Source organism: Flavobacterium covae (genome assembly GCF_001534645.1).
Taxonomy (GTDB): Bacteria; Bacteroidota; Bacteroidia; order Flavobacteriales; family Flavobacteriaceae; genus Flavobacterium; species Flavobacterium covae.
Genome location: NZ_CP013992.1, coordinates 1,962,297 through 1,976,376 on the forward strand (window position 1 = coordinate 1,962,297; position 14,080 = coordinate 1,976,376).

Annotated in this window: 14 protein-coding genes; 6 read left to right on the forward strand and 8 right to left on the reverse strand. The window is 30.0% G+C overall.

The window, feature by feature from the left end:
- Nucleotides 1–61: 61 nt before the first annotated feature.
- Nucleotides 62–400, forward strand: coding sequence for a cytochrome c family protein (locus AWN65_RS08735; protein ID WP_060382815.1), 339 nt, complete (start codon nucleotides 62–64; stop codon nucleotides 398–400).
- A 99-nt stretch (nucleotides 401–499) separates the two neighbouring features.
- On the forward strand, nucleotides 500–1,042 hold the full coding sequence (locus AWN65_RS08740) for a YceI family protein (protein WP_060382816.1): 543 nt from the start codon (nucleotides 500–502) through the stop codon (nucleotides 1,040–1,042).
- A 26-nt stretch (nucleotides 1,043–1,068) separates the two neighbouring features.
- Here the strand turns inward: AWN65_RS08740 and AWN65_RS08745 are convergent, their stop codons facing one another.
- Complete coding sequence (locus AWN65_RS08745) at nucleotides 1,069–2,028, reverse strand: ion channel (protein ID WP_335338724.1); 960 nt, start codon at nucleotides 2,026–2,028, stop codon at nucleotides 1,069–1,071.
- Nucleotides 2,029–2,073: 45 nt separating this feature from the next.
- Between AWN65_RS08745 and nhaA the strand changes: the two genes are divergently transcribed.
- A complete protein-coding gene (nhaA, locus tag AWN65_RS08750; protein ID WP_060383867.1) occupies nucleotides 2,074–3,216 on the forward strand; it encodes a Na+/H+ antiporter NhaA in 1,143 nt (380 codons plus the stop codon).
- An 867-nt stretch (nucleotides 3,217–4,083) separates the two neighbouring features.
- Here nhaA and AWN65_RS08755 read toward each other — a convergent pair.
- Nucleotides 4,084–4,524, reverse strand: a complete 441-nt coding sequence (locus AWN65_RS08755) for a hypothetical protein (RefSeq protein ID WP_060382817.1) — start codon at nucleotides 4,522–4,524, stop codon at nucleotides 4,084–4,086.
- A gap of 89 nt (nucleotides 4,525–4,613) precedes the next feature.
- Here AWN65_RS08755 and AWN65_RS08760 point away from each other — a divergent pair, with 89 nt between their 5' ends.
- On the forward strand, nucleotides 4,614–5,300 hold the full coding sequence (locus AWN65_RS08760) for a Crp/Fnr family transcriptional regulator (protein WP_060382818.1): 687 nt from the start codon (nucleotides 4,614–4,616) through the stop codon (nucleotides 5,298–5,300).
- Between the two features lie 11 nt (nucleotides 5,301–5,311).
- Here AWN65_RS08760 and AWN65_RS08765 read toward each other — a convergent pair whose 3' ends face one another.
- From AWN65_RS08765 to rpmH, 3 genes are all read right to left on the reverse strand, one after another.
- Entirely contained in the window at nucleotides 5,312–7,129 is a 1,818-nt protein-coding gene (locus AWN65_RS08765) for a chloride channel protein (RefSeq protein WP_081078419.1), read from the reverse strand.
- Between the two features lie 236 nt (nucleotides 7,130–7,365).
- Complete coding sequence (gene carB / locus AWN65_RS08770; protein ID WP_060382819.1) at nucleotides 7,366–10,221, reverse strand: carbamoyl-phosphate synthase large subunit; 2,856 nt, start codon at nucleotides 10,219–10,221, stop codon at nucleotides 7,366–7,368.
- 149 nt (nucleotides 10,222–10,370) lie between these two features.
- On the reverse strand, nucleotides 10,371–10,532 hold the full coding sequence (gene rpmH / locus AWN65_RS08775; protein WP_026979292.1) for a 50S ribosomal protein L34: 162 nt from the start codon (nucleotides 10,530–10,532) through the stop codon (nucleotides 10,371–10,373).
- Between the two features lie 207 nt (nucleotides 10,533–10,739).
- Here rpmH and AWN65_RS08780 point away from each other — a divergent pair, with 207 nt between their 5' ends.
- Entirely contained in the window at nucleotides 10,740–11,249 is a 510-nt protein-coding gene (locus AWN65_RS08780; RefSeq protein WP_060382820.1) for a hypothetical protein, read from the forward strand.
- A gap of 148 nt (nucleotides 11,250–11,397) precedes the next feature.
- Nucleotides 11,398–12,099: a TlpA family protein disulfide reductase gene (locus tag AWN65_RS08785; RefSeq protein ID WP_081078420.1), complete on the forward strand. Its 702-nt coding sequence runs from the start codon at nucleotides 11,398–11,400 to the stop codon at nucleotides 12,097–12,099.
- Nucleotide 12,100: 1 nt separating this feature from the next.
- Here the strand turns inward: AWN65_RS08785 and AWN65_RS08790 are convergent, their stop codons facing one another.
- From AWN65_RS08790 to AWN65_RS08800, 3 genes are all read right to left on the reverse strand, one after another.
- Nucleotides 12,101–12,469, reverse strand: coding sequence for a sulfite exporter TauE/SafE family protein (locus AWN65_RS08790; RefSeq protein WP_060382822.1), 369 nt, complete (start codon nucleotides 12,467–12,469; stop codon nucleotides 12,101–12,103).
- Between the two features lie 86 nt (nucleotides 12,470–12,555).
- The gene (locus AWN65_RS08795; protein ID WP_235588363.1) at nucleotides 12,556–13,353 is read right to left on the reverse strand and encodes a lytic transglycosylase domain-containing protein; all 798 of its coding nucleotides are present in this window, start codon (nucleotides 13,351–13,353) and stop codon (nucleotides 12,556–12,558) included.
- A gap of 46 nt (nucleotides 13,354–13,399) precedes the next feature.
- Nucleotides 13,400–14,059, reverse strand: a complete 660-nt coding sequence (locus AWN65_RS08800; protein WP_060382824.1) for an alpha/beta hydrolase — start codon at nucleotides 14,057–14,059, stop codon at nucleotides 13,400–13,402.
- Nucleotides 14,060–14,080 lie beyond the last annotated feature (21 nt).

Genomic DNA, 14,080 nt, shown 5'->3' on the forward strand with positions numbered 1-14,080 from the left:
ATTATTTTTGCTGTCATTTGTATAGACAAATATATAAATTTAATAACTAAAATCACTTATTATGAAAAAAACATTTCTGTTTTTAAGCTTTTTAACAATCAGTTTAGCAAGTTGTTCTAAAGACAATGAACCTTCTATTTCAGGTCCTACCACTACTACTACTACTACTACTGGAGCTAAATTAACTTATGAAGCAAACGCTAAGGCTATTTTCACAAATAACTGTGTAGGTTGCCACCCTGCTTTTGCTTCATACAGTGGTGTAAAAACAAATATTAATAACATCTTAGATAGAATACAAAGAGATGGAGCTGGAGTTATGCCTCGTTCAGGAAAAATGCCCCAAGTTAACATTGATATTATAAAACAGTGGCAAGCTGATGGCTTATTAGAAAAATAATTTTTTTAAAGTAGCTAAAGAAGCACACTTCCCCCTAAAGTGTGCTTGCAAAAAAGTTAATTTAACGATTCAATACTATTAAAACTACACAAATAAGTTATGAAAAAACTATTTTACTCCCTAATTTTACTTATCAATTTACACTCTTGGTCTCAAGAAAAAAGTATAGCAAAAAACGGAGTTATAACATTTGAGGCATCTGTTGCCACTTTTGAAGAAATAAAGGCTACAAGTTCCTCTGCTGTATGTGTTTTAAATTCTAAAACAGGAGATATTGCCTCGGTCATAAACATTAAAACTTTTAAGTTTAAAAACAGCTTAATGCAAGAGCATTTTAATGAAAACTATATGGAAAGCGACAAATTTCCTAAAGCTATTTTTAAAGGAAAAATAGAAAATTACAACACTTATAGTTTTGATAACCAAACAAAAGTTCAAATAAATGGTACTTTTGAAATTCACGGAAAATCAAAAAATATGACGGTACCTGCTTTTTTAAAAAAAGAAGGGAACAACTATATTCTTATAGCTAACTTTATTTTAAAGCCAGAAGAATTTAATATTGAAATACCTAGTGTTGTTGGCTATAAAATTGCGAAATCAATAGAAGTATCTACTACTTTTAAACTATTAGGTCAATAAAACCTTATATTCATTTTCTTTTTTAGTTATATCTCAACATTTTCAAATTGGTTTAATCGGTCTATATGTAAAATAGTTGAGGTAAAACTATTATTATGTTCGTACATAGGTTTAAATTTTGCGCCATATACGACTTCATCAAATGTATAAGAAGTTCTTTTAACAACGTTATTACTAAACATATCATCAAAAGCTTTTAAAAAAACTAATACTTCTCCTTTTCTTGATTTAAAATCTTTTTCAGAAAATCCATAAAGAGGACTATTTTCATTAATGATATGTACTAGCGTCCAGCTGAGTGTTAAAACATTTACATGATCGTACTCAAGTTCTAACGGATAAAATTTATTAACCCATTTCCCCTTTTCCTCTACTTTAAGACCTAACGTTATTTTTGCTACGGCATCTGTTAGAGTTGTATTTTTAAAAGGAGCCACTCTCATCATTAGTGCTACTCCTCCTTGAAAAGGAGTAATCAATGCGTGGTGAGAAAATTTTAAATAAGCTCTAGGTTTACTAAACCTACCATACAACAAACCTGTTGCCAAAGCAAAAGCTAATAACCCCATAAGAGCTTCTACAGATGCAATTGCACTAGTCAAAAAACCTTCTGGGTTTATATGACCATATCCTACTGTTGTAAAAGTTTGTGCGCTAAAAAAATAAGCCTGTCCAAACTTTTCTAATTCATTTATAGCACTAATTCCATTCAAATGTTCTACTCCTATTATGTAATATATAGAGGCAAAGAAAAAATTAATAATTACAAATACGGCTAATATTATAAGATGAAATTTCCAAATGGGTAATTGCAAGAGAGTATGAAACCAACTAATTTGATCAAATAAAGGAATTCCTTTTTTTACAACGTTAGCCGATCCGTCTTTACTAACAAAACGGCCTCCATAATTTTCAGGATCTGAGCCAAAACCAGTATGTTCATCTGTTGTAAACTTCTTTATTCTCCTTCCAAATACTGCCATCATTTTTTTTTCGTAAATTTACCAATATATTTTATAAAAACATTGACTGTGAAATTAACTAAATTATTCCAATCTTTTTTTGAGAGTGAAAAAGCTAGTGGTATTATCTTAATATTTTGTACTTTATTTTCTATTATCATAACAAATTCAACTTTTGGGGAAAGTTATTCTCATTTGTGGCATATTAAAATTGGTTCCTTTTCAATAGAACATATTATTAATGATGGTTTGATGACTATTTTCTTCTTAATGATAGGTTTAGAGTTAGAGCGTGAAATTTATATTGGAGAATTATCAAAAATCAAAAATGCGCTACTTCCCATCTTAGCTGCTTTAGGAGGAATGCTTATTCCTGCTGGAATTTACTTTCTGACTAATCAAAATACCCCTTATACAAATGGAATTGGGATTCCTATGGCAACTGATATTGCTTTTGCCATTGGTATTTTATCTTTATTAGGTAATCGAGTTCCTATTTCTCTAAAAATATTTCTAACAGCTCTAGCTGTAATTGATGATTTGGGGGCTATAATAGTTATTGCTTTATTTTATTCAACGGATTTAAATTGGATGAACTTAGGTATTGCTTTAGCAATATTTTGTATCCTTTTAGTAATGAATAGGATAAAGTTTTATAAGCTCTGGCCTTATTTAATCTTAGGAGTTGCAATGTGGTATTTCATGCTACACTCAGGAGTTCATGCTACCATTACAGGTGTTTTACTAGCCTTTGCTATTCCTTTTGAGGATGGAACAGAGAATACGATTTCTTATAAATTAGAACATATATTGCATAAACCTGTTGCTTTCTTAATACTTCCTATTTTTGCTTTGGCCAATACTGCTATTGTGCTTTCATTTGATCGTAATCAGGGCTTATTACCAAGTTATGGATTAGGAATCATTTTAGGGTTAATTATAGGAAAACCTCTAGGAATTACTTTTTTTTCTTGGTTATCTGTAAAATCAAAATGGGCAAAATTACCAAAAGACCTAAACTGGAGTACCATTTTTGGTGCAGGGATATTAGGCGGAATAGGATTTACAATGTCTATTTTTATAGATTTATTAGCTTTTACAGATGCTACGACGATTAACAACTCTAAATTATATATTATTATTGGATCCTTATTAGCAGGAATTATAGGTTTGTTTTACTTGAAAACCGTATTAAAAAAGAGCCTCAAATAACGAGCTACTATTTGTATCTCATTTATTTTTATTCATTAAATAAAAATTGCTTCAACTGATATTAATGATGTACTATAGTTTAACAACTTTCTTTGGTATTATTTTATACTAGGATCGTTTACTTTTAACCCAATTATATCATTTAAACTTTGTTTTTTAAAAAAAATAATACATCTACAAAAATTAGTGTTAGTTCTCGATGTGCTTCGCATTCAAACTAACGATGATTTCAATTATATACTCAACCGTCTATTCGAGTTGTTTTTAAAATTTAAAAAACGTATCGAAAACTTTACTTTTTAATCCAGTATATTTTAAGTTTAAATGGTATAAAAAAACAGCTCTTCTTTTTAAAATCAAAAAGTAAGAGCTGTTTAAAAAACCTTATCCCTCTTATTTTAAGAGGTTTTTCTTTTAAAAAATCAAGGTTTGTTTTTTCAAAAAACAAAAAAGACTGTCTATCTAGTAAATAAGTAAAAAATCAAATTTTTGTCAATCTTTATAAAAGAGGATTAATTAGTATTGATGATTATTTCATCTATTCGAACAAATAATCTATTCTCGTTTTAATCGACTAGAGTTAAACATCAAACGGAAATTCTAGATAACAAATTAGGTATATTTCAGACAGTCTTTTAAAAATTAGAGTTAAGCAATAAATATAATCTATAATCTGATTATTCATAATTTTAAGAACACATAATGAGACTGTGCGGAATGGAAGGTTTTCCAGCTTAGTTAAAACAGTAACTGATTAAAATCAATCACAAGAACAAAACATTTTTGTGCACAACCCAAACTTATAACAATTACAGCTGGAAAACCTAACCATTTCAATTATAAAAACAGAAATAAAGCACTATATAACTAATTATCATGCAACATTTTTAGATCTTTTAAAATAGTTTCATAAGCTAAAATTGCATTTATAATGTTATTTTTATCAGCAAAAGGAGTAATTGATTTTTGACAACTTTCTGTCTCTAATATAAAATTCTTAATAGCCTCATGTTGTTTGTCTAAAAACTTTCCATATCCTGAATTTTCGGGTATTCCTATATCTTGCATAGATATACCAGCTTTATTCGTTAAGGCAATAAAAGGAATTCTATTAGCTAAAACGCGAATTCGTTCTAAATATAGTTCTACTAATCCTCCTTTTTGCATTTCTTCTAGTTCTCTTTTTTCGTAAAATTTAGTAACACGTGCTGTTGGATCAATTATACTTTTTGAAACATTTTTACTCTGAGCATTCAAATTATTACAAAATGTTAAAACAAAAAAAGTCAAGGTTAAAATCTTCTTCATTTTATTAATACTTTTACATATCACAAAAATAATAAACCTTTATTTTAACAAAGTTGACCATCGTCAATATTTAAATAAAACTATTTTTCATGAGTTTTGATATAACAAAGTATACCTTTAGGAGTCATGAACTTCTTAAAGATGTGAAACCTAAATTTTTACAAGAATTAGAAGCCAATAAATCAATTGAAAACCATTTCAAAGGAAATATTCTTTACGAAGAAGGTACAGAAGCTAAAGCTGTATATAGATTAATAAAAGGAAAAGTAAAGATAGAGCAACTTAATCAAGATGGAAAAACTAGAATTGTATATATCTTCGTTGAGGGGGAGTTCTTTGGATTTAGACCGTTATTGAGTAATGAAAAGCATCCTGTGACTGCTATTCTACTAGAAGACAGTCAAGTAGAAGTTTATGAAGGAAATAAATTCATTGAAATTACTAAAAAATCGCCTAATCTTTCATTTAACTTGGTTCAAATTTTAAGTTTCGAATTTAATGTTTGGATTAATTTGATTACTTCACTTTCTCATAAATCAGCAAAAGAAAAAATTGCTTTAATTTTGCTCATTTTAGATGAAAAGTATAGGACAGAAAAGGAAGAATATGAAATATCTATGACAAAATCAGACATAGCCAAATACTCTGAAACATCTGAAGAAACGGTCGTTAGAGTAATTAGCTTTTTTGAATCTGAAGGTATTTTAATCAACCATAGCAGAACAATAAAAATCATTAATATCAAATTACTTTCAATTCTGTCAGAAGGATTTTGATTGAAATTTCCTTAATTAATCAACAAATTTTTAAAAGTCAACCTATAATTTTCTAAAATTTTAATTTTATCTAAAATTCCATAAAATGTATTATTCTTTAGCACAACAATACTCTCTATTTCCTTACTATCTAATTTATTCATTATTTCGTCAATGTCTTCATTAATATCAATTACTAAAAAATCACTTGACATTATTTCTTGTACTTTTGTAAATTTAACCTGAAAAGAATTGAATAAGATTTTTTTTACAAGATCATAATACACAATTCCTATTACCTTTTGTTCTTTATTTAGAACTGGAAAAATGGTTTGTTTACTATCCGATATTATTTCTATGATTTTATCCAACAAATCTTCTGGCGATAGTGTTTCAGCTTTTACATTTATCAACTTTTGTACTTCGATACTTTGTAGTACATTTTTATCTTTATTGCTTGTAAAAACATCTCCTGAGTTAGCTAACATTTTTACATCCATAGAATGTTCTTCAAAACGCTTAGAAACCGCATAACTGACAGAAGAGACAATCATTAGAGGAATCATTAAGTCGTATCCTCCTGTAATTTCGCCAATCAGAAAGATAGCTGTAAGAGGAGCATGAAACAGTCCACTAAGTATACCTGCCATTCCCACTATCGTAAAATTTGTTACAGGTAATTGAGAAATCCCTAATATATTGATTGTTTTGGCTACTACAAACCCTAAATAAGATCCCACAAATAATGATGGAGCAAAATTACCTCCATTGCCTCCGCTTCCTAAAGTAATTCCTGTGGCTATAGATTTTATAAACACAATAACTCCGATAAAAAGAATCAGAACCCATTTTTCATTTTTAACACACTCTAATAAGGTATTTTCTAAGAGTATTTCAGGATGTGATGTAGATAAAATTTTTATACTTTCATATCCTTCTCCGAATAAGGTTGGAAAAAAGAAAATTAAAACCGCTAAAATTAATGCTCCAAAAATAGCTTTTGCATAAATTCGTTCTGAAAAGTGGTTAAAAAAATGTTCTATTTTCCTAAATGTGCGGGCATGATAAACAGAAACTAAACCTGCCAATACTCCTAATAAAATATAAAAAAACGTATTTGAAAAATTAAATGCTTGTACTTTTTGGAAACTCAAAATAACCTCACCACTAATAACTATTTTACTTACCAAAGCCCCCGTTGCAGCTGAAATCATAATAGGAATAAACGCAGAAATGGAAATGTCTGCCAATATAACTTCAATAGTAAAAAGGACTCCCGCAATAGGGGCATTAAATGCTGCGCCTATACCAGCTGCTACTCCACAGGCTAATAATAATATTCTATTATTTTTGGACAAAGAGTATTTTTGTGCATAATTAGATCCAAATGCAGCCCCTGTAATAACAATCGGACTTTCTAGTCCTGCTGATCCTCCTAATCCAACTGTTAAAGAACTGGTCATAATTTGAGCATACATTTGCTTTCTAGGTACAATTCCTCCTTTTTTTGCAATAGAATGCAAAATTTTTGCACTTCCTTTTTCTATACTTCCTCCCAAAAATCGTTTGATTACAAAAACTGTTAAAATCAAACCAATAATAGGCAACATACTATTAGGGTAGGGTAATTTTAAGTATTTATTAAGAAGATTAGCCCAAATAAAAACTTTGTGAGCAAAGGTTTTAAGAAAAATTACAGCCAAAGAAACTGAAATTGCTATCGCTACACTGGATAAATATAAAAAATTGCGTTCAGAAAGCATTTCTTTTGCTTTAAAAAAGAAATATTCTAAACGAGCAAAAAGGGTTCTGAAAAGAAGTTGGATTTTAGCTGAAATTCTCCTTGGCATAATTTAGTTTATAGTATGCCAAATATAAATAATAATAAGCAAAACATTTAATAAAAAGCAAGCTGCCCCAAAAGTCATTTAATTTTATTGAGTCTTTCTCCCTCTATTCTACCTAAATAAGCTTTTATAAATGATTAAAAAGTAAATAGTATAACGCTAAAGGATTCTACTTATTGAATTGTTAAAGTATAGACTATATTTTTAAATATTGTTTTTTGGACAGCTTTCTTAAAATTTTATTTTGTTAAATACATTTTTCTTCTAGAGTATAATTCGTAAAACTGATCGTCCTTTAAATCATCAATAAATAAGATACTTTCTCCTGTTGATTTCATTTCGGGACCTAATGCTTTATTAACTCCTGGAAACTTATTGAATGAAAATACAGGTTGTTTAATAGCAAAACCGTTAAGTTTGGGATTGAATGCAAAATCCGTCACTTTTTTATCACCTAACATGACTTTAGTAGCATAGTTTACATAAGGTTCACCATAAGCTTTTGCTATAAATGGTACGGTACGCGATGCTCTTGGATTAGCTTCTATAATATAAACGGTATCTTCTTTTATAGCAAACTGAATATTTATCAAACCTACTGTTTTTAATGCTTTTGCTATTTTTTCAGTATGATCTTTTATTTGCTGCATTACAAACTCACCTAAATTAAACGGCGGTAAAGTTGCATTACTATCCCCTGAATGCACTCCACAAGGCTCAATGTGTTCCATAATTCCTATTATGTACACATTTCCATCTGCATCACAAATAGCATCGGCTTCTGCTTCTATAGCGCCATCTAAATAATGGTCTAACAACAATTTGTTATTTGGAATATGTTTTAAGATTTCAATAACGTGTTCTTCTAGTTCTTGCTTATTGATTACAATCTTCATCCCTTGTCCTCCTAATACATACGAAGGACGTACTAATAATGGAAAATCTAATTCATCTGCTAATTTGACTGCTTCTTCAGCATTTTCTGCTACTCCAAACCTAGGGAATGGTATCTCTAAGTCCGTTAATAATTCTGAAAAGCGTCCTCTATCTTCAGCTAAATCTAATGCGTCAAAACTTGTTCCTATTATTTTAACACCATATTTACTTAATTTTTCAGCTAATTTTAGAGCGGTTTGTCCACCTAATTGCACAATTACGCCTTCTGGTTTTTCATGACGAATAATATCATAAATATGTTCCCAAAACACAGGCTCAAAATATAATTTATCAGCTGTATCAAAATCTGTAGAAACTGTTTCTGGATTACAATTAATCATAATAGTTTCATACCCGCATTCTTTAGCGGCTAAAACACCGTGTACACAAGAATAGTCAAATTCAATACCTTGTCCAATTCGGTTAGGTCCTGAACCTAAAACTACAATTTTTTTCTTATCAGAAACTACACTTTCGTTATGTACATATTTTGTACCATCTGCTTTTTCTATCTCTGCTTCAAAAGTAGAATAATAATAAGGTGTTTGTGCTTTAAATTCAGCTGCACATGTATCTACTAACTTGTACACACGTTGAATATTCATTTCTTCTCTTAGTGTATGTACTTGACTTTCTAAACAACCTAACATGTGTGCTATTTGGCGATCACCGTATCCTTTTTGTTTTGCTTCAAGTAATAGTTCTTTTGGCAAAGTATCTAATTTGTATTTAGAAATTTCTTTTTCTAATAAATACAAACCTTCGTATTCTTTCAAGAACCACATATCTATTTTTGTGATTTCATGAATTCTTGATAATGGAATTCCCATAGCAATTGCGTCGTATATAACAAATACACGATCCCAACTTGCATGGGTGAGTTTTTCTATAATTTGTTCATAATTTTTATATCCTTTACCATCTGCTCCTAAGCCATTACGCTTAATCTCTAAAGATTGTGTGGCTTTGTGCAATGCTTCCTGAAAAGAACGCCCAATCCCCATTACTTCCCCAACGGATTTCATCTGTAAACCTAATGTTCTGTCTGATCCTTCAAATTTATCAAAATTCCAACGAGGAATTTTTACAATGACATAATCTAATGTGGGTTCAAATAGAGCTGAAGTTGATTTTGTAATTTGGTTTTGTAATTCATCTAACGTATAGCCTAAAGCTAATTTAGTAGCAATTTTTGCAATTGGATACCCTGTTGCTTTTGAAGCTAATGCTGATGAGCGAGATACACGAGGATTAATTTCAATGGCAACAATATCTTCTTTTTCATCTGGAGAAACGGCAAACTGGACGTTACACCCCCCCGCAAAGTTACCAATGCTACGCATCATGTGCATTGCCATATCACGCATTTTTTGGAAAGTTGTATCGGACAATGTCATGGCCGGTGCTACTGTAATACTATCTCCTGTATGGATTCCCATAGGATCCATATTTTCGATAGTACAAATAATTACAACGTTATCGTTTTTATCGCGTAATAATTCTAATTCGTATTCTTTCCATCCTAAAAGAGCTTTATCAATTAGTACTTCATGTATAGGTGAAGCCTCTAAACCACGAGTTAATAAAGCATCAAAATCTTCCTTTTTATGAACGAAAGCAGCTCCTGTTCCTCCTAATGTAAACGAAGGACGGATTACTAATGGAAAACCAAATTCTTGTGCAATTTCTTTTCCTTTTAAGAAAGAATTAGCTGTTTTAGCTGGTGCTTGTGGAATCCCTATTTTATTTAACAAATCTTTAAATTGATCTCTATCTTCGGTAATATTGATAGCATTTACATCTACCCCAATTAATTTTACACCAAAATCTTTCCAAATACCTTTATCTTCTGCTTCTAAACATAAATTTAAAGCTGTTTGTCCCCCCATAGTTGGAAGTACTGCATCAATTTGCGGGTGTGCTTTAAGAATTTCGATAATTGATTTTGTTGTTAGCGGTTTAAGATAAATATGATCTGCCATAGAAGGATCCGTCATAATAGTTGCGGGATTAGAATTGATTAAAATTACTTCAATTCCTTCTTCTCTTAATGAACGGGCAGATTGAGAACCTGAATAATCAAATTCACAAGCTTGACCAATGATAATAGGTCCTGACCCAATAATTAAAACCGATTTAATAGAGTTGTCTTTTGGCATTTTGTGTGTTGTTTATGCTGTTAACGAGCGGTATTAGTGTATTCTTTTTTATTTTTCAAATAATTTAGAAAGGTGCTTTCTAAATTATTTTTTAAAAAAAAGGCGTTACCAATAAAAGTAACGCCTTAGTATAGATTGTTGAACAATCATTATTTTTTATGTCTTGGTTCAGAAGAAACGGTTAACTTATGTCTTCCTTTAGCACGACGACGAGCAAGAACTTTTCTTCCGTTTGCAGAAGCCATTCTTTCCATAAATCCGTGTTTATTTCTTCTTTTTCTTTTCGATGGTTGAAATGTTCTCTTACTCATAGCTTTTTATCTTTAAAATCCTGTATATTTATCTAGTTATTTGGTCTTCTAAAAACCGAGTGCAAATATACAATCATTTTTTATTTCTGCAAATCCTTTTTTAAAATAATACAAAAAAATAACCAAATTTTATTAGATGACTCTAAAACTTCCCTTTATTTCTTAGTATAACTTTTCTATATTTGCACCACATTAAAAGGAATTAATATGTTTCACAGAAATATCAAATTAGTATTAGCAGCTTTGCTGGTTGTAACAGGAATTTGGCAATTTATAGAAAATAACAATGGCATTTTTTTATTTTTACTTTCCATAATCCCTATCTTTTTATATTTTCGTAACGAGTACATTTTACTTGCATTCTTAAAATTAAGAAATCAGGATTTTGCTGGAGCTAAAAACTGGTTAGACAAAATTAAGAATCCTGAAACGGCATTGATACAAAAACAACAAGGTTATTACAATTACTTGAATGGATTAATGGTATCTCAAACAAACTTAAATCAAGCCGAAAAGTTTTTCAAAAAAGCTATCTCATTAGGTTTATCTATGGATCAGGACTTAGCACTTGCTAAATTAAATCTAGCAGGAATTGCGTTATCTAAAAGGAGAAAAATAGAAGCTACGACACTTTTAAATGAAGCTAAAAAGTTAGACAAACACAATATGCTAAAAGATCAGATAAACATGATGAAAGAACAACTAAAAAGAATTTAACTACAAAATATGTTAAAATTTAAAAAACCGCACCTAACTAGTGCGGTTTTTTACTACATTTAGGGTAGATAATCGAAAAAAAAGACTGTTAGTCGGATTTTTTATTTCATTAAGAGTGAGCCGTTTATCTTCGCAGCAAATAATAAACATGAAAAAGTTATATTTCTCAATAGTTGCGTTATACTCCATTTATAGTTTTTGCCAAGACAAGGTGATAACTACAAGTTTTCCTGACGCATTAAGAGCTCATTTAGCAAAGTATAATCAAAAAATAAATTATGCTTATGAACGAAATGATGTAAATACTTCTAAAATATTATTTGACTCTTTAGTTCAGTTTCATCTTAAAGGAACACATTTCGAAGATTATACATTCAAAACATTTGAAAAAAGAAAACTCCAATTAAGTAGTATTCAAAAACCTATCTTTATTCTTACTTATGCCTCTTGGTGTGTCCCTAGCAAAGGAGAGTTCCAGGCTTTAAATAAACTAGCAGAAAAGCATGCTAAGGACATTAAATTCATCTTATTATTTTGGGATAAACGAAAAAACATCAAAGAAATAGCTCGAAAGTTCAACAATAACATAGAGGTTTGCTACGCCAATGAATCTTACAAGAACGATGCCCCCATAGTAGCTCATTTAAAACATACTTTAGGATTTCCTACTTCTTATTTTTTAGACGAAAAATTAAAAGTCATTGACATCAAACGAGGAGGCGCGCATCCTTTACCTAATTCAAGTTTTGCAACCGCTTTAAGTATGAACTATGAAACCTTTAACCTAGGTCTAAAATCTATCATTATTGAAAAAAAAATAAATAAAAGTCAAATTTCAGATTCTAATTAGCTTATTTTTCAAAGAACATCTTACTTCCTATAACAATTAATATAATGCTGAAAACTTTTTTCAGCATTTTTTGATCTAAATTAACAGCCAACTTACTCCCAGCATAACTCCCTACAACAAAAAATAAAGCTATTACTCCAGCATACTTCCAATTAATATATCCTTCTTTATAATAATTAAACACAGCCAAAGCCGTGACTGGCACTACTAATACAGCCAAACTAGTTCCTTGGGCTTGGTGTTGTGAAAAACCTAAAATAAAAACCATCATAGGCACCATTATAATTCCTCCTCCTACTCCTACTAAGCCACTTAGCATACCTGCTAATAACCCTGTAATAATCAAAACAATTATCGTAATTGTATTCATACACTCATATTTTTATCTATTATACCCTAAATCCGATCTCTTTTTACTCACTAATACCTACCCGACTAACTAATAAAATTATATTTTTATTTAACAGGTAAATCTAAAATATATTTTTTCTTATTAGGATTATCAAGTTTTACATCTCGTAACCAAGGGTTCATTAATTTTAATTCTTTATAATTAACTCCTTGGCTTTTAGCAAATTTAGCCAAATCTGTAATTGTACTATCTACTTCTATCTTTTTTATTTTTAACGGTTTGTACAACTCCTCCTCATTTAATTCAAACCCATATTGTTTTGGGTTTTTCATAATTTCTTTTAGTGCTAAAATTCTAAATACATATCGGAATGTTTCATCTGTAAGCAACAAATCATAGTAATTCGTAACGAATTGTTGATTAATAGCTTTTTGCAAACCATTCATTCCTCCATTATAAGAGGCAGCCGCTAAAGTCCAAGAACCAAATTTCTCTTTTGCTTTTAACAAATATTCACAAGCTGCTTGTGTAGCCTTTTCTAAATGATAACGTTCATCAACTCCTTCTGTTATTTCCATTCCTTTTTCTTTAGCTGTTTGAGGCATAAATTGCCAAAATCCTTTTGCTCCTGAAGGAGAAGTAGCATTCGTTAAAGAACTTTCTATAACAGCTAAATATTTAAAATCATCGGGTATATTATTTTTAATCAGAATAGGTTCGATAATAGGAAAAAAACGATATGCCCGTTTGATGATCATTATGGTAGAACCGTGCATATATTCATTAATAACTAATTCTCGATCTAATCTTTCACGCACATCAGGTATATTAAGAGGCACTTCTTCTCCACAAAAATCAATTTTTATTGGAAAAAGATGATTATTTTTCCAACTTACTAACATAAAGCCAACACATAAAATAAAAAAAACAATATTTCTCAACTTCATTTTATTCCTTTATTAATTTAGGTAAATTTTCATTTAACCATTTGTATTTATTTAAAATCATAATATGGGTCCCCCCTTTAACATTTATATATTTTTCTATATTTTTCACAGGAAAAACCTCATCTGCATCTCCCTGAATATGAATTACTTTTAAATCAGGTTCGTTTCTTTCCCAACATACTACTTGTTCTATAGCCCAATCTAAGTACTCTTTTTCAGTACGTGTCATAAATTTTTTGTATAATTCTATTCTTTGTTTTACAATTCCTTTTCCAAAAACGTATTTCGCCAAGGTTTCTATATTTTTGGCTAAACCTGTGGGCAATATTTTATACAACTTAGTTCTCTTTGCTATTTTCATCCTTTTAGGTAATTCTTCATTACTTTTTACACTTGAAATAATGATTACCTTTTTAGGATTTATAAATTGCGCCATTTCTTGCACTAAAATGCCCCCAAAGGAAACCCCTATTAAAACAATATCTTCTCCTGATACTTTTTTCGACATTCTTTGAGCATAATTTTTAAGTGTTTCGTTTTTTTGAGGCATTTCCCACTCTAAAAAATACGTATCAAAAAATTCTTTAGGCAACTGAATCCGTTCAAATATTTTTGAACTGGCAGCCATTCCTGGCATAAAATATACTTGCAACTTAGACATTCTTTTATTTTTATTATTTTT